A 22762-nucleotide genomic window follows, 5' to 3' on the forward strand; every position below is an offset into this window, starting at 1 on the left:
ATGGCCGAATCGGCCCCTTCACGCACCCTTTGCTTCGTCGGCTTTCGAGTCGGCGGATTTGGCCGAGGCTTTCTTCGCAGCCGCCTTCTTGGCCGGAGCCTTCTTCGCAGCAGCCTTCTTGGCGGGTGCCTTCTTCGCCGGAGCCGATGAGGCCGACCCGGACTTCGCGTTCTTGCCGGCCGCCTCGACGCTCCGCTGCAAGGCCGCCACGAGATCGACGACCTCGGCGTCCTCGCCGTCGTCGTCTTTTTCCGTTTCGGTGTGGATGACCTTCTCACCGCCGTTGGCGAGCGTCTCGTCGATCAGCTTGCGCAGTTCGGTCTGATAATCGTCCGTGTACTCGGTCGGATCGAATTCCGAGGACATGCTTTCCACCAGGGACGTCGCCATTTTCACTTCCTGCGGGCGCGCGGACGGTGCGTCCTCGAGCGAAGGAAATTCAGCGGCCCTGACTTCGTCCGGCCACAGCAGTGTCTGGATCACCAGGACGTCGTCGCGCACGCGCAGTGCGGCCAGGCGGGTCTTCTGTCGCAGAGTGAAATGCACCAACGCGGTGCGCTCTGTTTCTTCGAGAGTCTCGCGCAGCAGCACATAGGCCTTCGGTGAGGCAGAGTCCGGCTCGAGGAAGTAGCTCTTGTCGTACAGTATCGGATCGATCTGCTCGGTCGGCACGAATTCCAGAACCGGAATCTCGTGTTTCTCCGCCGCAGGCAGCTTGTCGAAGTCCTCGTCCGTGAGAATGACGCGTTCACCGTCGGGGGAGTCGTAGGCCTTGTCGATATCTGCGAACTGTACCGACTTGCCGCATTCCTGACAGATCCGGTCGTACTTGATACGACCGCCGTCCTTCGCATGCACCTGATGGAACCGAATGTCGTGCTGCTCGGTGGCCGAGTAGACCTTCACCGGAACATTGACCAGTCCGAAGGCGATCGAGCCCTTCCAAATGCTGCGCATCTGTCCATGATCGCCGACCGGGCGCCCGCGTGTCGACCGTTGGCGAGAAACTCAGCCGCGGCCCGGCGTGCGCACTATCGTGCGCGCGATCGCGAGCCTGGCCGACGCCGGAAGCGTCGGAAACATCTTCAGCATCGCGGTCATCGTCCCGAATGCGTCGTCGTGGCCGGACAGGTACGAGCGTTGCAGTTCGACCGGGAGCGAGAAGAAGCTGGAGAAGAACTGGGGGACCATCTCGGGTTCGAGAGCCAGTGCCGTGCGCAGTCCGAGGTTACGAAGCTTCTGGACCGTCCAGACGTGCACCGGGCGGATCGGGCGCGACCGACCGCCACCTCGGAATCGCTCGACGAGGTGATCCGCCGCCGCCAGCGACGCCGCGACGCTGTACCCGGTGGCGGGATGCATCAGATTCGAGCGAGAGCCGAACAGCACCGGGCCGCCTCGGCCGGTGTGCAGTCGGGACCGAGGCGGCGGTTCGACCGAGAAGCGGACTCGTTCGACATCCTCGTGGCCGGTCGGTTCCAGATTGCGATGGGTCAGACGGTGGTGCAGCCGCGATCGAAGAACTGCGAGTTCCAGCGGGGGTCGGCCCACCAAGCATGTCTCTTCGAGCAGGATTCGATCGTCGTCGAGTGCCACGGCGTACAGAAAACTCGGGGCTTCACCGTGCCGAGCCCCGTTGTCGGTGCGCCAGTCCATGAACCACGCGTCGGCCCCTTCGAGGATCGGTTCGGCGCGGTCGCGTTCGACGACGATCCCGTAGGCGGTCTGCTGGGCGAGGTCGCGCGAGTCGAGGGTGCCACGGGCGTCGACGACGTGACGGGCATCGACGATCGAGCCGTCGGCGGTCGTCACCCGGGAACCGGTGACGTCGACAGCCGTCGCGGCCAGCACCCGCACGCGGTCGACAGACAAGGCCGCTTGCAGTGCAGGTGTGTCCAGCACGCAGTATGTCCGGTCGATGATCCGCTGGTGATCGGTCCACACCGCGGGTTTGCGCGCAGTCGAGGCGACCGCGGTCTCGGGCAACCACGACGGCAACTCGTCGGCCCAGGCGGAGTACGTCGGTGTCCACGTGCGCGACGGGTGTGGATCGACTGCGATCACATCGAGTCCGGCCTCGGCACATCGATGGGCGACCGCCCGCCCGGCTGGACCGAGTCCGACGACCGCGACGTCGGCCGAGAAATCGTTCACATTCCGCCGGTGGCGAGCAAACCACCGTCCACGCGCACGGTCTCGCCGGTGATCCAGGAGGAGGCGTCCGAGACCAGGAAGGCCACCAACGCAGCCACGTCCTCCGGGTTTCCCAGACGCTTCATCGGGTAGCCGGCCGCTGCCGCGTCTTCTCCGTTGGCGACGAGGGCCTCGGCGAATTTGGTCTTCACCACGCCCGGTGCCACGGCATTGACGCGAATTTTCGGACCGAGCTGCCAGGCGAGCTCCTCGGTGAGGCGGATCAGAGCGGCCTTGGATGCGCCGTACGCGGCGATCACCCCGGTCGAGCGGATGCCGGCCACGCTCGCGATGTTGACGACCGCGCCGCCGTGCTCGCCCATCCAGGCATGGAAGGCCTGCTGGACGAAGCCGAGAGTCCCCACCACGTTCGTGTCGAAGATCTTGCTCACGCCCGCCAGGTCGGCATCCATCAGCGAGCCGTAGACGGGATTGATACCGGTGTTGTTGACCAGGATGTCCAGCGAACCGAAGGTCTCCACCGTGCTCGCCACCGCGGTGCGTCGGTGCTCCGGGTCGCCTGCGTTGCCGTCGATCGCGAGCACGGAATCGCCGAGCTCTGCTGCCGCCGCAACGAGTGGTTCGCGCTTGCGGGCGGTGATGGCGACGTTCGCGCCGCGAGCGAGCAGTTCCGCGGCGATGGCCTTGCCGATGCCTCGGCTGCCGCCGGTGACGAGTGCGGTGCGCCCGGCCAGGTCGGGAATCGGCGCGCTGGACGGGCTGACGGTTTCGGGGGCGTCGGTCATCGATCAGACGTTACCGGTGTCACCGTCGTTCCTGGGTGAGGGCACGTGAATGCTGAGCTAAAATGGGGGTTTGCTGTGCCGTTCGACGGCACACCTGAGTTCGCCCGTCGGTCGACGGGCAACGGTCTTGTTCGGCAATCGCTAGGAGCGCACGCGTGATCACCGCCACCGACCTGGAAGTTCGTGCCGGTGTGCGGACCCTTCTGTCCACCGAGGGGCCCGCGCTCCGCGTACAGGCAGGCGACCGCATCGGGTTGGTGGGCCGCAACGGTGCAGGCAAGACCACCACGCTGCGCATCCTGGCAGGTGAGGGAGAGCCGTACGCGGGCGAGGTCGTGCGTACCGGAGAGCTCGGCTACCTTCCGCAGGATCCCAAAGAAGGCGACCTCGACGTGCTGGCCAAGGATCGAGTGCTCTCGGCCCGGGGCCTGGACACCCTCCTGCACAGCATGGAGAAGCAGCAGGCACTGATGGCCGAGGTGGCCGACGAGGCGCTGCTCGACAAGGCCGTGCGCAAGTACGGCGAACTCGAAGAGCGGTTCGCATCCCTCGGCGGCTACGAGGCCGAGAGCGAGGCGGCCCGAATCTGCAACAGCCTCGGTCTGGCCGACCGCATCCTCGGTCAGCCGCTGCGGACCCTCTCCGGTGGTCAGCGCCGACGCGTCGAACTGGCTCGAATTCTGTTCGCCGCGTCCGACGGCAGTGGCGGACGCTCGAACACCACATTGCTGCTCGACGAGCCCACCAACCACCTCGACGCCGACTCCATCACCTGGTTGCGCGGATTCCTGCAGAGCCACGAGGGCGGACTCATCGTGATCAGTCACGATGTCGAACTGCTCGGAGACGTGGTGAATCGGGTGTGGTTCCTCGACGCAGTACGCGGCGAAGCCGACATCTACAACATGAACTGGAAGAAGTACCTCGACGCCCGCGCCACGGACGAGCAACGCCGCCGCCGTGAGCGCGCCAACGCGGAGAAGAAAGCCGGCGCGCTACGGGTGCAGGCCGCCAAGATGGGGGCCAAGGCAACGAAAGCCGTTGCGGCACAGAACATGGCGAAACGCGCGGACAAGCTGCTCGCCAACCTCGACGCCGAACGGGTGTCCGACAAGGTCGCCCACATTCGTTTCCCCGAGCCCGCACCGTGCGGCAAGACGCCGCTGATGGCGAAGAACCTGACCAAGATGTACGGATCGCTGGAAATTTTCGCGGGCGTCGATCTCGCGATCGACCGAGGCAGCCGCGTTGTGGTGCTCGGGCTCAACGGTGCGGGCAAGACGACGCTGCTCCGAATCCTGGCCGGAACCGAGAAGGCCGACACCGGCGAGATCGAGCCGGGCCACGGCATGCGCGTCGGGTACTTCGCACAGGAACATGACACCCTCGACGACCACGCGTCGGTCTGGGAGAACATCCGGCACGCCGCACCGGACACCGGCGAGCAGGAACTGCGGTCGCTCCTGGGAGCCTTCATGTTCACCGGTCCCCAGCTCGACCAGCCTGCAGGGACACTGTCGGGCGGTGAGAAGACCCGCCTGGCACTCGCCGGATTGGTGTCCTCGGCGGCGAACGTGCTGCTGCTCGATGAACCGACCAACAACCTCGACCCGATCTCACGCGAGCAGGTCCTCGACGCGCTCCGCAGCTACAAGGGTGCCGTCGTACTGGTCACCCACGATCCCGGTGCCGCCGAAGCGCTCTCACCCGAGCGGGTGATTCTGCTTCCCGACGGTACCGAGGACCACTGGTCGCAGGAGTACCTGGAACTGATCCAGCTGGCCTGACCCGCTCGCCAGGGTCATTCCGATCGGTCTTGCCTGCGAACCGACTCCTCGACCAGGTCCAGGATCGCCGAGAGGTTGGACCTACCGTGGCCCGACGCGATGCGCGCCACCAGGCCGTCCAGCACGAGATCCAGGTAGTCGGCGAGGACGTCGTTGGGTATGTCGTCGCGCAGTCTTCCTGCGGTCTTCTGACGCTCTAGTCGCCCCAGCGTCGCGTCGGTCAGCTCTGCAGACCGTTCGGCCCAGCTGCTCCGGAAGTCCGCGTCCGTGCGTAGTCGTCGGGTGATCTCGAGCCGCGTTCCGAGCCACTCGAATTGTTCGGGTTGCGCCAGCATGTCTCGCATCACCTGCACCAGACCCTGGGTGGACGCGACCTCGGCCATGCGTCGGGCATCTTCCTGCGCCAGCGCGAGGAAGAGACCGTCCTTGTCCTTGAAGTGGTGGAAGATCGCTCCGCGCGACAGGCCGGTGGCCTCTTCGAGGCGCCGTACCGTCGCGCCCTCGTAACCGAACTCGCCGAAGCACTTGCGCGCGCCGTCGAGAATTTCGCTTCGACGGGCGGCCAGGTGGTCTTCGCTGACCTTGGGCACGTGTGGGTTTCCTACTTTCGATGAGGGCCTCGACCGATACGGCGATGGGCCCGGAAACACGTTGTCGGTTCCGGGCCCATCGCCGTTCGAGGCATACGTCAGACGACGCGCACTCAGCCTCTGATCATGTTGCGCAGCACGTACTGCAGGATGCCGCCGTTGCGGTAGTAGTCCGCTTCACCCGGGGTGTCGATGCGAACCACGGCCTCGAATTCGACCTTCGTGCCGTCTTCCTTGGTGGCGATGACGGTCATCGTCTTCGGGGTGGTGCCTTCGTTCAGCTTCGCGACGCCGACGATGTCGAACGTCTCGGTGCCGTCCAGCTTGAGCGACGCTGCGCTCTCACCGGCCGGGAACTGCAGGGGAACGACGCCCATGCCGATGAGGTTGGAGCGGTGGATGCGCTCGAACGACTCGGTGATGACGGCCTTGACTCCGAGGAGCGAGGTGCCCTTGGCCGCCCAGTCGCGCGAGGAGCCGCTGCCGTACTCCTTGCCGCCCAGCACGACCAGCGGGATGCCGGCCTTCTGGTAGTTCTGCGACGCGTCGTAGATGAAGGACTGCGGTCCACCGTCCTGCGTGAAGTCACGGGTGTAACCGCCCGAGACGTCGTCGAGGAGCTGGTTCTTCAGGCGAATGTTCGCGAACGTTCCGCGAATCATGACCTCGTGGTTTCCGCGACGCGAACCGAGCGAGTTGTAGTCCTTGCGCTCGACACCGTGCGAATCGAGGTACTGCGCAGCAGGCGTGCCTGCCTTGATGGGGCCTGCCGGGCTGATGTGGTCGGTGGTGACCGAATCGCCGAGCAGGGCCAGCACGCGTGCACCCTTGATGTCCTCGACCGGAGCCGGATCCATCGTCATGCCGTCGAAGTACGGAGGCTTGCGTACGTACGTGGAGTTGGGATCCCACTCGAACGTGTCGCCCTCGGGGGTCGACAGGTTCTGCCAACGGCTGTCGCCGGCGAAGATGGTGTCGTAGGACTTGGTGAACATGTCCCGGCTGATCGAGGACTGGATGGTCTCTTCGATCTCCTGCGTGGACGGCCAGATGTCCTTCAGGAACACCGGGTTGCCATCGTGATCCTCACCGAGGGCGTCGGTCTCGAAGTCGAAGTCCATCGTGCCCGCGAGGCCGTACGCGATGACCAGCGGCGGTGAGGCCAGGTAGTTCATCTTGACGTCGGGGGAGATGCGGCCCTCGAAGTTGCGGTTACCCGACAGCACAGCGGTGACCGAGAGGTCGTTGTCGTTGATCGCCTTCGAGATCGGCTCGAGCAAGGGACCGGTGTTGCCGATGCACGTGGTGCAGCCGTAACCGCCCAGGTAGTAGCCGAGCTTCTCGAGGTACGGCCAGAGGCCGGCCTTCTCGTAGTAGTCGGTGACGACCTGCGAGCCGGGTGCCATGTTGGTCTTGACCCAGGGCTTGGTGGACAGGCCCTTCTCGACGGCGTTGCGGGCGAGCAGTGCGGCACCGAGCATGACCGACGGGTTCGAGGTGTTGGTGCAGGAGGTGATGCCCGCGACCACGACGGCACCGTGATCGAGCACGAATTCGCCTGCCTCGTCGGTGGTGACGCGGACCGGCTTGCTCGGGCGCCCTTCGGAACCGTATGCGGCAGAACGAACGTCGACGGAATCCTCTTCGGCGAAGCTCAGCGAAGCGGAGTCGCTGGCCGGGAAGGATTCGTCGAGGGCCTCGTCGAGCTTGCTGTCACCCTCGTGCTTGGGGTGGTTCTCCTCGACGTAGTTGTGGATGTCCTTGCGGAACGCAACCTTGGACTCGGACAACAGGATTCGGTCCTGCGGGCGCTTCGGGCCTGCGATGGACGGAACGACCGTGTTGAGGTCGAGTTCGATGTACTCGGAGTACACGGCCTCGTTCTTCGGGTCGTGCCACATGCCCTGTTCCTTGGCGTACGCCTCGACGAGAGCGAGCTGCTCGTCGCTGCGGCCGGTCAGGCGCAGGTAGTTGATGGTTTCCTCGTCGATCGGGAAGATCGCTGCGGTGGAACCGAACTCGGGGCTCATGTTGCCCAGGGTGGCGCGGTTCGCCAGCGGAACCTCGGCCACGCCTTCGCCGTAGAACTCCACGAACTTGCCGACGACGCCGTGCTTGCGCAGCATCTCGGTTGCGGTCAGCACCACGTCGGTCGCGGTGACGCCGGGCTGGATCTCACCGGAGAGCTTGAAGCCGACGACGCGGGGGATGAGCATCGAGACGGGCTGACCGAGCATGGCCGCCTCTGCTTCGATGCCGCCGACGCCCCAGCCCAACACGCCGAGGCCGTTGACCATCGTGGTGTGCGAGTCGGTGCCGACGCAGGTGTCGGGGTAGGCCTGGCCCTTGCGGGTCATGATCGTCGGTGCGAGGTACTCGATGTTGACCTGGTGCACGATGCCCATGCCCGGGGGGACGACCTTGAAGTCGTCGAATGCGCCCTGTCCCCAACGCAGGAACTGGTAGCGCTCACCGTTGCGCTCGTACTCGAGGTCGACGTTGCGCTCGAGAGCATCGGCGCGGCCGAAGACGTCGAGGATGACCGAGTGGTCGATGACCATGTCGGCGGGGGAGAGGGGGTTGACCTTGTTGGGGTCGCCGCCCAGAGTGGTGACGGCTTCACGCATGGTGGCGAGGTCGACGATGCACGGAACACCGGTGAAGTCCTGCATGATGACGCGTGCAGGGGTGAACTGGATTTCGAAGCTCGGCTCTGCGGACGGATCCCACGAGGCAATCGAACGAATGTGGTCGGCGGTGATGTTCGCACCGTCCTCGGTGCGAAGGAGGTTCTCCGCGAGGACCTTCAGTGCGTAGGGCAACTTCTCGGCACCGGGCAAAGCCGACAGTCGGAAGATCTCGTACGAGTTCTCGCCGACTTCGAGGGTGCCCTTTGCACCGAATGAATCTTTACTTGCGGTCACTTCAGCTCCACTCGTCTATGAGGCACACCGCCGACGGGGCTGTGTCGACGGTTGAAGCGAGGCTCCGGCTGCGGGCCTCGGCCTCGAATCTCGGTAACGAGAGTTCGAGGCGGACGCACAGTCGGTGTCTCGATGGAAGTCTAACAGTACGCTTGTCCTGTGAAAACCTGCGGTCCGGTCCTCGGTGGGTGTCGCGAGACCGATCCACAGGACGATCCTCACGTAGTGCTCCCGGCTGCGCAATGAAGGGCGACCTCAGTAGTTGCGTCGGACCTGCGGGCCTACCAGGTACGGGCGCGGCGGTGACGTAGGGTTCGATCCGACTGGTTCCTACCGACTGGACGAGAGATGCCTGAGCCGATTCACGCCGTTTCCCCACTTGCCACCGACATACCGGCAGGTCTGGACGTCGACAGCATCGTCGCCACGGTCCGCGAGTCCGGTGTCAGTGCCCCCGCCGACGAAGAAGCAGGGTTGTCTGCGGCCGTTGCGCGCGCCGAGGACCACGGCATCGACCTGAGCATCGTGATCGTGCCGACCGAACCTCGTCACGACTCGCAACTTCGCGACCTCGCCACCGCTGTCGGAGCGCGTGAGGGTGGCACGGTTCTCGTGCTCAGTCCCGGTCAGGTGGGCACGTTCAGCGACTCGATCAGTCGGGTGACCCTCGAAGCAGGCCAGGACCGTACCTACACCGGCAACCACGTCGTCGCCGCGGACAACTTCGTCGACACCCTCGTCGAGGACCAGACGCCGTGGGGCCTGCTCACCGGCGGCCTGGTCATCGTTGTCGCCGCGGTTGCGACCCTGACCGCTGCCGTCAAGGTCCGCAGATACCGCTCTCGTTCGGAGTCGAAGGATCACGCTCACAGCGAGTCCGTCAGCGACTGAGCGCTCTCCTGCGCGTGTCGTTCGAGTGACCGACACCCGCACTGTCGGACCCGGTCGCGATCATGACCGTGAGGTCGTCCGAAAAAGTCGGAAAAATTGTTTCCGGTAAACCCCGAGTTCACGGCGTTGTGCCTGGTGGAATTACCAATGTGTCATTTGTGACTGGAGTTTCCTTAGGGTGCGAAGTGTCGTACGGTGCCATTGGCACTGCTGGGGAAGGAGTGTCGCAGAAGGCGGTTGTCATCCGTGGGGAACTCGGGAGGCCACTGCTTCGGGTGTGACTGACGTGGTTCGCACCTGTCGTATCGCTGCGTGTTTCTTTCCTGCCCGGCGAGAACGCTCACCGTCACCTGCGATCGGGGTGGAGGACGGAGAGCACCTCGACGGCACGACGGTTCGACGCGAACCCGAGTGAGTGCCGGACCCGAGGGAGACATTTGTGAGCCGACGTCAAGTCCGCGGAACTCACCGCCGTGCACTCGTCCGTACCCGATTCGTGCTGGTGGGCGTAGGCCTCGTTCTCGCGTTGACGGCGACCCTTCCCGGGGTTGCCGCCGCGGTACCTCCGCCACCGCCCAACCCCTCGGACACCGATCTCGCCGCCGCAGGCAGCGCCGTCGATTCGAGCCTCGGCCAGGTGGGTCAGCTGATCGACGCGATCGCGTCGGCCAACCAGCAACTCGCCCAACTCGACGACGAGGTGGCGTCGAAGCGGGAAGGCGTCAACAAGGCCCTCGTCGATCTGCAGAATGCGCGTGACGCGGCCGATGTCGCTGCGGCCGTCGTCGGTGCCGCGCAGCAGGCTCTTGCCGATGCGGGCACCCAGATCCAGGCAGCCCAGAAGAAGTTCGACGAGTTCGCCAAATCCAGCTACACCCAGGGCTCCGGGGTTGCCTCGATGGCATCGTTCCTCGGATCCAGCGGACCCGACGATGTCCTGGACCGCGCCCAGGTCCTCAAGGTGCTCTCCAACAGCCAGAACGCGGTACTCGACGGCTTGCAACGGGCCCGTACCGAGCAGGCGAACCGCGATTCGGCGGCGCGTGAATCCAAGCAGCAGGCCGACGCGGCCGCCTCGGAAGCCGAGGCCAAGAAAGCAGAGGCCGAACAGGCCATCGCCGAGGCGCAGGCAGCGCTGCAGGCAGAGGCCGATCGTAAGGCCACGATCGAATCACAGCGCGACTCGGCGCAGTCCGAACTCGACGCCGCCCGCAGCAACGTCGCCGGTCTGCAGGATCAGCGTGCGGCGTACGGCACCTGGGAGGCGCAGAAGGCGGCCGAGGACGCGGCCATCGCCGCCGCCACGGCCGCAGCGAAGGAAGCTGCCGTGCAGGCAGCGGCGCGAGTATCGGCCAACCTGGCGGCGCAGCAACGCGCGGCGGCCATCGCCGAGGGCCAGCGTTCACACGTGGACGTGGACGAGGATTCGAGCGCATCGACCGACTCGGACAGTTCCACCGCGACCACCCCGACCACGCCGAGCACTCCCACCACGCCGAAGACGCCCGCCAAACCGAAGACGTCCACGACCCCGTCGGTGACCGGAAGCGCAGCCGTCGAATTGGCGATCGACCGCGGCATGAGTCAACTCGGCGTGCCGTACTCGTGGGGTGGCGGCGACGAGAACGGACCGACCAAAGGCATCAGGGACGGCGGAGTCGCGGACAGCTACGGCGACTACAACAAGGTCGGCTTCGATTGCTCGGGGCTGATGATCTACGCCTTCGCGGGCCTGGGGATCTCGCTGCCGCACTACACCGGTTACCAGTACACAGCGGGTAAGCAGGTGCCGTCCTCGGAGATGAAGCGGGGCGACATGATCTTCTACGGACCCAACGCCAGCCAACACGTCGCGCTCTACCTCGGCGACGGCAAGATGCTCGAAGCTCCGCAGTCGGGTTCGGTGGTCAAGGTGTCCGACGTGCGATACAGCGGAATGACGCCGTACGCCGTGCGCATGGTGTCCTGAGCGCGGATCCGGCGCGCGCGTCGGGGGTGCCTTTCGGCGCGCGTGCCGAACACCTGGAATAGTTGATTGCGGCGGTATGAAACGTGCCCGACGACGATCGACTGAAAGCGGTGAATTCTTGGTGACATCACGTGACGGCCGGATTTCGAACGACGAGGGGTCGACGCGAGTCGAGTCCGAGACGTCGAATCCACCGGGTGTGGAGCCGAAGCGGGTGGACAGTCCGGCCTTGGCCGAGGACGTCCAGCTTCTCGAGAAAGCCGTGTACGAGGTCAAGCGCGTGATCGTCGGTCAGGATCGGCTGGTAGAGCGCATTCTGGTGGGGTTGCTCGCCCGCGGACACGTGTTGCTCGAGGGTGTTCCCGGCGTCGCGAAGACCCTTGCCGTCGAGACGTTCGCACGTGTGGTCGGTGGCTCGTTCTCGCGAGTTCAGTTCACGCCCGACCTTGTTCCCACCGACCTCGTCGGCACTCGCATCTACCGTCAGGGTCGTGAGGAGTTCGACACCGAACTCGGACCCGTCGTGGCCAACTTCGTGCTGGCCGACGAGATCAACCGTGCACCGGCCAAGGTTCAGTCCGCTCTGCTCGAGGTCATGGCAGAACGACACGTGACCATCGGCGGCAAGACGTTCCCGATGCCGGATCCGTTCCTGGTGATGGCAACGCAGAACCCCATCGAGAACGAGGGTGTCTACCCCCTTCCCGAAGCGCAGCGAGACCGATTCCTGTTCAAGATCGTGGTCGACTACCCGACGGTCGAGGAAGAGCGCGAGATCGTCTACCGCATGGGAATCAAAGCCCCCGAGCCCAAGCAGATCCTGGACCCGGTCGAGTTGGTTCGCCTGCAGAATCTGGCCAGCTCGGTGTTCGTGCACCATGCGCTCGTCGACTACGTGGTGCGGGTCATCTCTGCTACTCGAACTCCCGAGCAGTTCGGCATGGACGACGTGGCCAGCTGGATCGCCTACGGTGCATCGCCGCGTGCGACGCTCGGCATCATCGCCGCCTCTCGCGCACTGGCTCTGCTCCGTGGTCGCGACTACGTCGTTCCCCAGGACGTTCTCGAGGTCATCCCCGACGTGCTCCGGCACCGTCTCGTGCTGTCCTACGACGCTCTGGCCGACGAGGTGACCCCGGAGACGGTCATCTCCCGGGTGCTGCAGACCGTCGGGTTGCCGCAGGTGTCACCGCAGGCGGTACCGGTGCCGCAGGGCAACGGAGCCGGTCCGGACGGCCCACACTTCGACGGACGTCAGCCACAGGGTCCCTACCCGAGCCAGGGTCAGCATCCTGGCCAGTTTCCCGCTCCGGGGCAGTTTCCCGCGCAGGGCCAGATGCCTCAGTCGCAGCAGCCCGGACCCCAGCAGCAGCCGGGACCCCAGCAGCAGCCGGGATCTCAGCAGCCACAGGGCGGTCAGTACGGTCAGTCGGCACCGTCGTTGCAGAAGCCGTCGGGTGACGGATCGGCGATCGGTACGCCGGGGCAGTGAGCGGATCCGACACCGCTCCCGTGACCGCATCCCGTACCGTCGTCTCTCGGCCGCCGTCCTTCCGATCGGGTGAACTGCGCGATCCGAAACTGGCTGCCGCGCTGCGGACCTTGGAGCTGACCGTCCGCCGCCGATTGGACGGGGTGCTGCACGGCGATCATCTCGGGCTGATTCCCGGTCCCGGTTCGGAACCGGGCGACGCCAGGGAATACCAGCCGGGCGACGACGTCCGCCAAATGGACTGGTCGGTCACCGCGCGTACGACGCATCCGCACGTGCGGCAGTCCGTGGCCGACCGCGAGCTGGAGACCTGGCTCGTCGTCGACTTGTCGGCCAGCCTCGACTTCGGCACCACCGGGTGCGAGAAGCGCGATCTCGCGGTCGCGGCCTCGGCCGCCATCACTCATCTTTCCGGCGGCGGCGGTAATCGAATCGGCGCGGTGGTGGCCACCGGTTCCGAGACCAACCGCATTCCGGCACGCGGCGGCCGCGTGCACACTCAGTCGATGCTCCGTGCCATTGCCACGACGCCGGCTGCGGCCGACGGTGTGCGCGGTGACCTGCGCGCTGCCATCGAGGCGCTGCGACGGCCCGAACGCCGCCGCGGTATGGCTGTGGTTATCAGTGACTTCCTCGGGCCGATCGATTGGGAGCGCTCGCTTCGGGCCATCTCCGCTCGACACGACGTGCTGGCCGTCGAGGTACTCGACCCACGTGATCTGGAACTGCCCGACGTCGGTGACGTGGTTCTCCACGATCCGGAATCCGGCCGCACTCGCGAATTCAGTACCACGCCTCGGCTGCGTGCAGATTTCGCGCGCGCAGCTGCAGCACACCGCGACGATGTCGAGAAGGCGCTACGTCGGTGCGGTGCACCCCGATTGACGCTCCGCACCGACGGTGACTGGATCGCAGACGTCGTTCGGTTCGTGACCGCACGCAGGCACACCATCGGGTCCGGGTTCACCAACACTGCGCGGGCACCGCGATGAGCCTGACCGATTTCGCCTCGCCGTGGTGGCTGGGCTTTCTCCTCGTCGTTATCGCACTGACGGTCGGCTACGTCGTGATCCAGCGGCGCAAGCAGAAGCACGTGCTGCGGTTCTCCAACATGGAACTGCTCGAGTCCGTTGCGCCGGATCGGCCCAATCGACTGCGACACCTGCCGACGGCACTGGTTCTGGTCGGCCTGATGTTCCTGACCGTCGCGTTGGCCGGTCCCACGGCGGACCAGCGGGTGCCACGGAACCGAGCGACCGTCATGCTCGTCATCGACGTGTCGCTGTCGATGGAGGCCACCGACGTGGAGCCGACTCGGTTGGCAGCCGCGCAGGAAGCAGCCAAATCCTTCGCCGACGGTCTGACGCCCGGCATCAATCTCGGGTTGGTCGCGTTCGCCGGAACGGCGTCCGTCCTGGTCTCGCCCACGGCCAACCGCGAGGCCACCAAATCCGCCATCGACAGGTTGCAACTCAGCGAACGAACGGCCACCGGCGAGTCGATCTTCACCTCGCTCCAGTCGATCGACACTCTCGGCGCGATACTCGGCGGCGGCGACGCGGCGCCGCCTGCGCGCATCGTGCTGCTCTCGGACGGTAAGCAGACCGTTCCGCAGAACCTCGACGACCCCCGCGGCGGGTACACCGCGGCGCGTGCCGCCAAGGACAAGAACGTGCCCATCTCGACCATCTCGTTCGGCACGAGCTACGGCTCCGTCGAGATCGAGGACGAGAACGGCGTCGAACGTGTACCCGTACCGGTCGACGATCCGTCATTGCGGGAGATCGCGAATCTGTCCGGCGGCAGCTTCTTCTCCGCGTCGTCGCTCGAGGATCTCAGAGACGTCTACGACACCCTCGAGGAACAGATCGGGTTCGAGATCACCCGCGGAGACGCGTCGCGTCCGTGGCTGATACTCGGCGTCCTGTGCATATCGGCTGGCCTCGGTTCGGCATTGGTGATGCGGCAACGTCTCCCGTGATCGTTGTTCTTACTCACCAGTAAGTTTCGCTTTGTCATTCCAGGACGAACAGATAGGTTGCTAGGCATGTCCACACCTGACTTCATCGCGCGATCGGTACTCGTCACCGGAGGTAACCGGGGAATCGGTCTTGCCATCGCCCAGCGGCTCCAAGCCGACGGCCACAAGGTGGCCGTCACCCACCGTGGCTCCGGCGCTCCCGACGGGCTGTTCGGAGTCGTCTGCGACGTCACCGACTCCGCCTCGGTGGACGCGGCCTTCAAGGAGGTCGAAGAGAAGCAGGGACCGGTCGAGGTGCTCGTGGCCAACGCCGGCATCACCGACGACACGCTGCTGATGCGTATGACCGAGGACCAGTTCCAGCGTGTGATCGACGCGAACCTGACCGGAGCCTTCCGCGTCGCCAAGCGCGCCAACCGAGCCATGTTGCGCGCGCGCTGGGGTCGGATGATCTTCCTGAGTTCTGTCGTGGCCATGGCCGGCGGACCGGGGCAGATCAACTACGCAGCGTCCAAGGCGGGCGTCATCGGAATGGCTCGATCGATCACGAGGGAACTGGGTTCGCGTTCCATCACGGCGAACGTCGTGTCCCCGGGTTTCATCGAAACCGACATGACGGCAGAACTCTCGGACGACTTGCGCGGCAAGGCGAAGGAATACATCCCCCTCCAGCGTCTCGGTCAGCCCGAGGACGTTGCGGCAGTGGTGAGCTTCCTTGCCGGACCTGACTCGTCGTACGTGTCCGGTGCGGTCATTCCCGTCGACGGTGGTATGGGCATGGGGCACTGAAGTCCTACTCGCACAACGATTTCGACAGACGTACACCTCCGAATTAAGGAATACAGCACTATGGGCGGATTGCTCGAAGGCAAAACCATTCTCATCACCGGCATCATCACCGACGCCTCGATCGCTTTTCACGCTGCAGCCATGGCGCAGGAGCAGGGTGCCAAGGTGATCATCACCGGGTTCGATCGACTCCGACTCATCGACCGCATCGCGCAGCGTCTGCCCAAGGAGGTGCCCCCGGCGATCGAGCTCGACGCCACCAACGAGGAGCACCTCGCGGCGCTGGCCGACCGCGTACGCGAAGTGGCACCGGAAGGTATCGACGGGGTTCTGCACTCGATCGCATTCGCGCCCCGCACCCTCATGGGCCCCGATGCGAAGCCGTTCCTCGACGGCCCCGGACCCGATGCCGCGAGGGCATTCGAGATCTCTGCGTGGAGTTACGCGTCGCTGGCGCGCGCCGTGCTCCCGGTCATGAACGAGGGTGGCTCCATCGTCGGAATGGACTTCGATCCGCGCACCTCGATGCCGTACTACAACTGGATGGGTGTGGCGAAGGCCGCCCTCGAGTCCGTGAACCGTTACGTGGCACGGGAAGTGGGCGCAGCCAAGCGCATCCGCTCCAATCTTGTTGCAGCAGGGCCGATCAGGACTCTTGCCGCCAAGGCAATCGCGGGTACTGCGACCGGTGATGCCGCCAAGATGGACCAGCTCAACGTCTACTGGGACGGCGCCGCTCCCATCGGTTGGGACGTCAACGATCCCACTGTCGTCGCGAAGTCGATCGTCGCGCTGCTGTCCGATTGGCTGCCCGGCACCACCGGATCCATCGTGTACGTCGACGGTGGAGCCAGCCACAACACGTACCTCCCCGAGAACATGTGACACCGCGGTGGGCGGAACCGCACGTGGTTTCGCCCACCTAGAGGTTTCGATCGCCGATCGGACCCCCACCGGGGCCGGTCGGCGACGGGGGCACAATGGACACATGACCACCCCTGGAGACTTCGACGCATTGTTGGTGCTCTCGTTCGGCGGGCCGGAACAGCCCGCCGACGTACGCCCTTTCCTGGAGAACGTCACTCGCGGACGTGGAGTGCCGCCCGAGCGGCTCGACACGGTCGTCGAGCATTACATGCACTTCGGGGGCGTCTCGCCGATCAACCGGCTCAACCGAGACATCATCGACGCCCTCCGTGTCGAATTCGATTCCGCCGGAGTGGATCTGCCGATCTACTTCGGAAACCGCAACTGGCATCCGATGATCGAGGACACCGTCGCGACCATGAAGTCGGACGGAATCAGGAACGCACTCGTGTTTCCCACCTCCGCGTGGGGCGGATACTCCGGATGCAGGCAGTACCACGAGGACATCGCCCGGGCCCGCGCCGCCGTCGGTGACGATGCGCCGCATCTGCTCAAGATCCGGCAGTACTACGACCACCCGCTGATGGTCGACGCGTTCAGCGACGCCGTCGCATCGGCGCGAGCCACACTGCCCGAGCAACACCGCGCCGGCGCGCGTCTGGTGTTCACCGCACACTCCATTCCCTCGGCCGCCGACGCCAACGCCGGCCCGCCCGAGGACGGCGGTCACCTCTACAGCCGTCAGGTGGCAGAGGCCTCGAGGCTGGTCGCAGCCGCGTCGGGCGTCGACGACTACGACCTGGTCTGGCAGTCCCGCTCCGGGCCCCCGCAGGTGCCGTGGCTCGACCCCGACATCTGTGATCATGTCGAAGCGCTGTCGGAGAAGTCCGTCGACGCCGTGATCGTGTGTCCGATCGGATTCGTGTCCGACCATCTCGAGGTCGTGTGGGATCTGGACACCGAAGCGGAGGAGAAGGCCCGCGAACTCGGCATGGCCTTCGCGCGCGCAGGCACTCCCGGATCCGACGCGCGTTTCCCACGGATGATCCGCGAGCTGGTGGACGAATACCGAGTAGGCGGCCGATGCCGCGGTCTCGGCAGTGTGCCCGGCTACGGCTCGACACTGGACGGCAGTCGCTGCGCCGTCGGTTGCTGTGAGCAGCCCACCAGGCCCTCCCGGCCCGCCGCTGCCACGTCGTGAACGTTGCCGCCTGACACCGCGTCCGGACGTCGGTGTCAGGCGGAATGCATCGCCGCTTCGATGCTCGTCGCGACCGCGATGGTTCGTGCGGTGCGCACCGCAGCCCAGAGCGGTCGAACGAGTTCTTCCCGTGCTGCAGCTGCCGACGCGGTCGGTGCCTCCGACGGAGCCGATCCCGCCGCGACCGTCAGAATGGCGGCCACCCGATCCGCCGATTCGAGGACGCGGAACGCCCTGTCGGACATGTCTGCGGGGTAGCGATGCCGCGCCGCGTCGGCGATCAACTCGGCGATACGAGTGCGCGGATCGGCGTCGAGGGTTCGGGTGGGTAGCGACTGCATCCGTGCGAGAGCGTCGGCCGCACCGCGGACGGCCTCACGCATCTCGTACTCGGCCTCACCCAACCCCCGATCCCGATGACCGTGCTCGGGGACGACGATCGAGTAGACGGTCCAGCGCAACACATCCGGCCCCTCGACGACGGGTACCAACCCGATCCCGGTGTTGCCCGAGGTACCGATCACCACCGCTTGACCGGTGTTCAGGGCAGCTCGGGAGAAGTCCGTGTTGGCGGGGAGGCCGCTCACCGCGCCCGGGGCGGGCAGAACGAGCTTGATCCGATCGTCCCCGGCCGTGGGCGTCGACGCAGTTGCGGCCGCTCTGATCGCAGGCAGCAAGCCCGCTATTCCCTCGGCGTAGCCGGGGTACTGCAGCCCGAAATCGTTGGCTGCGGCCACATCACCCGCACCGACGAGATGCATCGGCGCCCAATCGGACATCGCGTCGATGACGTCGTCGGGCGAGCTGGAACCGGCCAGCCAGGAACCGGCCCACAGGGCGAGACTTGCGCTAGAGGAACACACGACTCACGAGCATAGGTCGGCGTGGCGAACCGTGCTGGAGACGCCGGTGTCGCTAGCGTTGGTCGCCGTGAACGACATGTACGGCGGAGACATTCTCAGAGGGCACAGTCGCATGCGCAAGGTTCCGGCACCGGAGGTGTCGGCCGACCGTGGATTGGTCGTCGAAGATGCCGGTACCGGGTACTGCGGTGCCGTGGTCGGCTTCGAGCGCACCTACGACGGAGATTTCGTCCGTCTCGAGGACGGTGCCCGAACGACGCGGCTGTTCGCCCTGCGCGAGGCGGCATTCCTGATCGACGGACGCCGGGTGACTCTGGTGCGTCCGAAGCCTGCCGCTGCAACGCCGCAGCAGACGCGCTCCGCGTCCGGGTCGACAAAAGTCGAGGGGCTGCGGGCACGGACGGCCCGTGCCAGCCGCATCTGGGTCGAGGGCGTGCACGACGCGGCCCTGGTGGAAAGTGTGTGGGGACACGATCTTCGGGTGGAGGGCGTGGTCGTCGAACATCTGGAGGGTCTGGACAATCTGGGGGAGCGGTTGGCCGATTTCGGTCCTGGCCCCGGCCGTCGCGTCGGAGTGCTGGTGGATCATCTGGTGACCGGGTCCAAGGAGTCGAAGCTGACGAGGTCGCTGGGTGAGCACGTGTTGGTCACCGGTCATCCGTTCATCGACGTCTGGGAAGCGGTGAAGCCTGCGGCCGTGGGAATCGCTGCGTGGCCGAAGATTCCGCGCGGCGAGGATTGGAAGACCGGGATCTGCCGAGAGCTGGGGTGGGGTACTCCCAGGGAGGGGTGGCGTCGGGTGTATTCGTCGGTGTCGAGCTTTCGGGATCTCGAGGCACCGTTGATCGGTGCCGTCGAACAATTGGTCGACTTCGTGACCGAGTAGGGCTGTGTCCAGCAACGCACCGGCAATTGTCCGATTCATGATTGTATGGAGGCTGTGGCAGCGATCATTTGGCTCATAGCGGCAGTGGTGCTCGCCGGTACCGAGGCACTGACGGGCGACTTCTTTCTTCTGATGATTGCCGGCGGTGCGCTCGGCACTGCCGGTGTCTCTGCTCTGACGGATTTCCCGGTGTGGGCCGATGCGATCGTCTTCGGTGTCCTGTCACTGGCGTTGGTGCTCGGGTTGAGGCCGATTCTGTTGCGGCGCTTCGCGAATCCGCCCGATACCCCGATGGGCATGGCGGCGCTCACCGGTAAGAGTGCGGTCGTTCTCGAACAGGTCACTGCCCACGAAGGCCAGATCAAGCTCGGTGGTGAGGTGTGGACGGCTCGTCCTCTCGACGAGACCGAGGTCTATGCCCCTGGCACCACCGTGACCGTGATGGAAATTGACGGCGCTACTGCCGTCGTATGGAAGGGACCGTAGCCAGTGGAAGCACTCATCGCACTGGCTGTCATCGTCGCGTTCGTTGCGGTGTTGATGGCCAAGTCCATCTCGATCGTCCCGCAAGCCGAGGCCGCCGTCATCGAACGGCTGGGCCGCTACACACGCACCGTGTCCGGACAGCTCACGTTCCTCGTGCCGTTCGTCGACCGCATCCGCGCCAAGGTCGACCTGCGCGAGCGGGTCGTGTCGTTTCCCCCGCAGCCGGTGATCACCAAGGACAACCTGACCGTGTCGATCGACACCGTCGTGTACTTCCAGGTGACGAACCCGCAATCGGCCGTGTACGAGATCAACAACTACATCGTCGGCGTCGAGCAGTTGACGACCACCACACTGCGTAACGTCGTCGGCGGAATGACGCTGGAGGAGACGCTCACCTCGCGTGATTCGATCAACGGTCAACTCCGCGTCGTGCTGGACGAGGCGACCGGCCGCTGGGGCCTGCGAGTGGCCCGAGTGGAGCTCAAGAGCATCGATCCGCCGCCCTCGATCCAGGAATCGATGGAGAAGCAGATGAAGGCCGATCGCGAGAAGCGAGCGACCATCCTCACCGCCGAGGGCCATCGTGAATCGGCGATCAAGACCGCCGAGGGCGACAAGCAGAGTCGGATTCTCGCGGCCGAGGGTGGCAAGCAAGCGTCCATCCTCACCGCCGAGGGTGAGCGGCAGTCCCGCATCCTGCGGGCGCAGGGTGATCGAGCTGCGAAGTATCTCGAGGCCCAGGGCCAGGCCAAGGCCATCGAGAAGGTGTTCGGTGCCATCAAGGCCGGCAAGCCGACCCCCGAGTTGCTCGCGTACCAGTACATGCAGACCCTGCCGCAGATGGCGCAGGGCGATGCGAACAAGGTGTGGATGATTCCGAGCGATTTCGGCGATGCGCTCAAGGGCTTCGCCAAGACCCTCGGTGCGCCCGGCGAGGACGGTGTCTTCCGCTACGAGCCCAACGAGTCGGCGGGCAACGAGCCCAAGCCGGAGGACGACTCCGACGAGGTCGCCGAATGGTTCGAGACCAAGACCGATCCGGCGGTCGCCGAGGCGGTCAAGGCGGCAGAAGCAGTGGCGCGCAAGCCGGTCGACACGTCGCTGGCTGCGTCTCCCGAACTCTCCAAAGGGCTGGACCTCGGTGCCCTGGCGGCGTCACCCGAGGCGGAGCCGGAACAGCGCTGAGGTCCGCCCTGATCAGCTGATCAGGGCAGTTCCGACGCCGGCAGCGGCCAGGGCCCACAGCACGCTGGCGAAGGTGCCGATGATGAACTGTTCGGAGGCATGGGATTCGCGCAGTTCGGGATAGCGCGCGAGTCCCTTGACTGCCAGCACGATGGCGATCCCTTCCGGCCAACCGGCGAGAATCGACACGGCAACGGCCACGCGTTCGAGGATGCCGATGGTCAGTCCACCACGAAGCGGCTCGACCGGATCTTCTCCGGTCGAGTCGCTTCGTCGTCGTGCGACGCGAAAAACGGTGGGCACCATCGCTGTTCCACCCAAGGCCGCAGCGACGACGCTCAGGACCACTCCGATGGCGTGGCCGAGACCGTAGGCCGGTCCGGCGACAGTGGCCAGGACTGCCGCTGCCGCGAGCAGACTCGACGCGGCGGCGGTGGGCAACCATCGGCGAATTCCGGTGCCGGCGGGGACCGTAGCGGCGATTGCGGTCAGTGCAAGCAGTACGAGGGTGGCGACGATCATGACCGATGGCTTTCCGTCGTGTTCGCGGTGTCGAGCAAGCGAGTCGCCAGGATGCGGCCCGCGTTCTCGACGTGCCAGCCGGCTACCGAGAGTCGTTGTGACATGGCTTGTTTGCTGATCTTCAGTCGTTCGGCCGCGTCGGTCTGCGACAACCCGCGAGCCATGAGTTCGACTGCTTCTCGGCCCTGGTCCGAGCGTCTGCCGACGAGCAGCGCAACCAGGGTCGATGCGGTCTCCGCATCCTCGGCGGCAGCGGCGTCGGGGCCGCTGACGGCGAGTGCAGCCGGTGCGTTCTTGGCTCTGGTCACGGCTTCCCGGGCTGCCTCGAACGCCGGTCCGCGTCCGGCGCGCGTGGTCTCGGGCAGCGGGAGTTCGACGGAGCCGATGCCGATGCCCACGCTCCAGTGCGGGGTGGATACCAGTTCGAGGGCGATCGAGACGACGATGGCGGCCTCCTCGCAGACGGCTTGCACTTCGTCTCCTGCGGTTCGCTCGAAGGGACGGATCAGCTCGTGGTCGCGGTAGCGATCGAGCAGTTCGGGTACGCGATCGATATCGCGCCTACTGCGGCGCTGGTCCACGGTCAGTACGAACATCGGACAAGGCTAGATCGTTGATGTGACCCAGTCAAGCTTCAAGGCTTGATTAGTCAGAATCAAGGTTCCCGGCCTGTCGACTGCCAGCGGGTGTGGGCTCGGGTCGCGAACCGCGCGACAGACGCCAATCCACGACCAGCCCACTGAGGCCGATCGCGATACAGACCGCGGACAGCACCAGCAGCGCCGGATGTGTCTCGCCCCCGATCGCTCCGCCGATCACGACGATTCCGAGAGTGCCCGGCAGCATCCCGACGGCCGTCGCCAGCGCGAACGGGACGGGCCGAACCGCCGACACGCCACACGCGTAGTTCACCACCGAGAACGGCACCGGCGCTATCAGGCGCAGAGAGCCGACGGCCAGCCATCCGCGCCGCCGCAGACTCTCGTCCACCGAATCCAGGACCGAGTGCGACATCCGCGCTGCCACGGCTTCTCGACCTATCGCGCGGACCAACAGCAGAGCCAGAATCGCACTGACCGTCGACGCGCCGATGGTGACCGCCAATCCGGTCAGGGGCCCGAACAGCACTCCTGCGCTGAGCGTGAACAGTGTTCTCGGGACGGGTGCGACGGTCACGATCGCGTGCACGCCGAAGAACACGAGCGGGAATGCCGGGCCGACTGAGACGCCCCAATCGCGAATCTGTTCGACACTCGGATGGGGAGCGAACACCGCCACGAGAGCGAAGACGGCAACAACCGCCAGCAGCGCGATCAGTCGAACGTCACGCAGGTGCCGGGTCACGAGAGACCAGCGTACCGGCGCGAGACGACACCTCGGTGTTTCG

21 protein-coding genes are annotated in these 22762 nt (G+C 65.6%); 12 read left to right on the forward strand and 9 right to left on the reverse strand.

Annotation, left to right across the window (positions count from 1 at the left end; genetic code table 11):
• Positions 1 to 18: 18 nt before the first annotated feature.
• Genes ku through R3P93_RS12365 form a run of 3 tightly spaced genes read right to left on the reverse strand, consistent with a single transcriptional unit; the run spans position 19 to position 2939 of the window.
• A complete protein-coding gene (ku, locus tag R3P93_RS12355) occupies positions 19 to 957 on the reverse strand; it encodes a non-homologous end joining protein Ku (protein ID WP_149405820.1) in 939 nt (312 codons plus the stop codon).
• A 51-nt stretch (positions 958 to 1008) separates the two neighbouring features.
• Complete coding sequence (locus R3P93_RS12360) at positions 1009 to 2154, reverse strand: lycopene cyclase family protein (RefSeq protein WP_149405819.1); 1146 nt, start codon at positions 2152 to 2154, stop codon at positions 1009 to 1011.
• A complete protein-coding gene (locus tag R3P93_RS12365) occupies positions 2151 to 2939 on the reverse strand; it encodes an SDR family oxidoreductase (protein ID WP_068050504.1) in 789 nt (262 codons plus the stop codon). The genes R3P93_RS12360 and R3P93_RS12365 overlap by 4 nt, the downstream gene beginning before the upstream one ends.
• A 155-nt stretch (positions 2940 to 3094) precedes the next feature.
• On the opposite strand from R3P93_RS12365, the gene R3P93_RS12370 reads away from it, so the two are divergent.
• Positions 3095 to 4726, forward strand: a complete 1632-nt coding sequence (locus R3P93_RS12370) for an ABC-F family ATP-binding cassette domain-containing protein (RefSeq protein WP_068050503.1) — start codon at positions 3095 to 3097, stop codon at positions 4724 to 4726.
• Positions 4727 to 4740: 14 nt separating this feature from the next.
• Here R3P93_RS12370 and R3P93_RS12375 read toward each other — a convergent pair whose 3' ends face one another.
• Both R3P93_RS12375 and R3P93_RS12380 read right to left on the reverse strand, forming a co-directional pair.
• Positions 4741 to 5316 (reverse strand): TetR/AcrR family transcriptional regulator, encoded by a 576-nt coding sequence (locus R3P93_RS12375; protein ID WP_068282405.1) that lies wholly within the window; start codon positions 5314 to 5316, stop codon positions 4741 to 4743.
• A 113-nt stretch (positions 5317 to 5429) separates the two neighbouring features.
• Positions 5430 to 8240: an aconitate hydratase gene (locus R3P93_RS12380; protein WP_149405818.1), complete on the reverse strand. Its 2811-nt coding sequence runs from the start codon at positions 8238 to 8240 to the stop codon at positions 5430 to 5432.
• 348 nt (positions 8241 to 8588) lie between these two features.
• Here R3P93_RS12380 and R3P93_RS12385 point away from each other — a divergent pair, with 348 nt between their 5' ends.
• The 8 genes from R3P93_RS12385 (at position 8589) to R3P93_RS12420 (ending at position 17430) form a co-directional block, all read left to right on the forward strand.
• A complete protein-coding gene (locus R3P93_RS12385; protein ID WP_149405817.1) occupies positions 8589 to 9131 on the forward strand; it encodes an Rv1476 family membrane protein in 543 nt (180 codons plus the stop codon).
• 439 nt (positions 9132 to 9570) lie between these two features.
• A complete protein-coding gene (locus tag R3P93_RS12390) occupies positions 9571 to 11100 on the forward strand; it encodes an NlpC/P60 family protein (RefSeq protein ID WP_149405816.1) in 1530 nt (509 codons plus the stop codon).
• A 121-nt stretch (positions 11101 to 11221) separates the two neighbouring features.
• A complete protein-coding gene (locus R3P93_RS12395; protein ID WP_262498334.1) occupies positions 11222 to 12592 on the forward strand; it encodes an AAA family ATPase in 1371 nt (456 codons plus the stop codon).
• On the forward strand, positions 12589 to 13584 hold the full coding sequence (locus R3P93_RS12400; RefSeq protein WP_262498333.1) for a DUF58 domain-containing protein: 996 nt from the start codon (positions 12589 to 12591) through the stop codon (positions 13582 to 13584). The genes R3P93_RS12395 and R3P93_RS12400 overlap by 4 nt, the downstream gene beginning before the upstream one ends.
• A complete protein-coding gene (locus R3P93_RS12405; RefSeq protein ID WP_068050495.1) occupies positions 13581 to 14573 on the forward strand; it encodes a VWA domain-containing protein in 993 nt (330 codons plus the stop codon). Before R3P93_RS12400 ends, R3P93_RS12405 begins: the two co-directional genes overlap by 4 nt.
• 66 nt (positions 14574 to 14639) lie before the next feature.
• The gene (fabG1, locus tag R3P93_RS12410) at positions 14640 to 15362 is read left to right on the forward strand and encodes a 3-oxoacyl-ACP reductase FabG1 (RefSeq protein WP_068050494.1); all 723 of its coding nucleotides are present in this window, start codon (positions 14640 to 14642) and stop codon (positions 15360 to 15362) included.
• 60 nt (positions 15363 to 15422) lie between these two features.
• Positions 15423 to 16247 carry an NADH-dependent enoyl-ACP reductase InhA gene (gene inhA / locus R3P93_RS12415; protein WP_032377850.1) on the forward strand — a complete coding sequence of 275 codons (825 nt, stop codon included), beginning with the start codon at positions 15423 to 15425 and terminating at the stop codon, positions 16245 to 16247.
• 103 nt (positions 16248 to 16350) lie between these two features.
• The gene (locus R3P93_RS12420; RefSeq protein WP_149405815.1) at positions 16351 to 17430 is read left to right on the forward strand and encodes a ferrochelatase; all 1080 of its coding nucleotides are present in this window, start codon (positions 16351 to 16353) and stop codon (positions 17428 to 17430) included.
• A 35-nt stretch (positions 17431 to 17465) separates the two neighbouring features.
• Here the strand turns inward: R3P93_RS12420 and R3P93_RS12425 are convergent, their stop codons facing one another.
• Positions 17466 to 18293, reverse strand: coding sequence for a hypothetical protein (locus R3P93_RS12425; protein ID WP_188078619.1), 828 nt, complete (start codon positions 18291 to 18293; stop codon positions 17466 to 17468).
• 76 nt (positions 18294 to 18369) lie between these two features.
• Here R3P93_RS12425 and R3P93_RS12430 point away from each other — a divergent pair, with 76 nt between their 5' ends.
• The 3 genes from R3P93_RS12430 to R3P93_RS12440 are packed head-to-tail and all read left to right on the forward strand — an operon-like array spanning position 18370 to position 20853.
• Entirely contained in the window at positions 18370 to 19179 is an 810-nt protein-coding gene (locus tag R3P93_RS12430) for a DUF3097 domain-containing protein (protein ID WP_149406020.1), read from the forward strand.
• 54 nt (positions 19180 to 19233) lie between these two features.
• Positions 19234 to 19665, forward strand: a complete 432-nt coding sequence (locus R3P93_RS12435) for an NfeD family protein (RefSeq protein WP_188078618.1) — start codon at positions 19234 to 19236, stop codon at positions 19663 to 19665.
• Between the two features lie 3 nt (positions 19666 to 19668).
• Complete coding sequence (locus R3P93_RS12440) at positions 19669 to 20853, forward strand: SPFH domain-containing protein (RefSeq protein ID WP_068050491.1); 1185 nt, start codon at positions 19669 to 19671, stop codon at positions 20851 to 20853.
• 12 nt (positions 20854 to 20865) lie between these two features.
• Here R3P93_RS12440 and R3P93_RS12445 read toward each other — a convergent pair whose 3' ends face one another.
• Genes R3P93_RS12445 through R3P93_RS12455 form a run of 3 tightly spaced genes read right to left on the reverse strand, consistent with a single transcriptional unit; the run spans position 20866 to position 22719 of the window.
• The gene (locus R3P93_RS12445; protein ID WP_149405813.1) at positions 20866 to 21375 is read right to left on the reverse strand and encodes a hypothetical protein; all 510 of its coding nucleotides are present in this window, start codon (positions 21373 to 21375) and stop codon (positions 20866 to 20868) included.
• Positions 21372 to 21971: a hypothetical protein gene (locus tag R3P93_RS12450; protein WP_149405812.1), complete on the reverse strand. Its 600-nt coding sequence runs from the start codon at positions 21969 to 21971 to the stop codon at positions 21372 to 21374. The genes R3P93_RS12445 and R3P93_RS12450 overlap by 4 nt, the downstream gene beginning before the upstream one ends.
• Before the next feature lie 49 nt (positions 21972 to 22020).
• Positions 22021 to 22719, reverse strand: a complete 699-nt coding sequence (locus R3P93_RS12455; protein ID WP_149405811.1) for a TVP38/TMEM64 family protein — start codon at positions 22717 to 22719, stop codon at positions 22021 to 22023.
• Positions 22720 to 22762 lie beyond the last annotated feature (43 nt).

It is taken from the genome of Rhodococcus cerastii, from assembly GCF_033042195.1.
Taxonomy (GTDB): Bacteria; Actinomycetota; Actinomycetes; order Mycobacteriales; family Mycobacteriaceae; genus Rhodococcoides.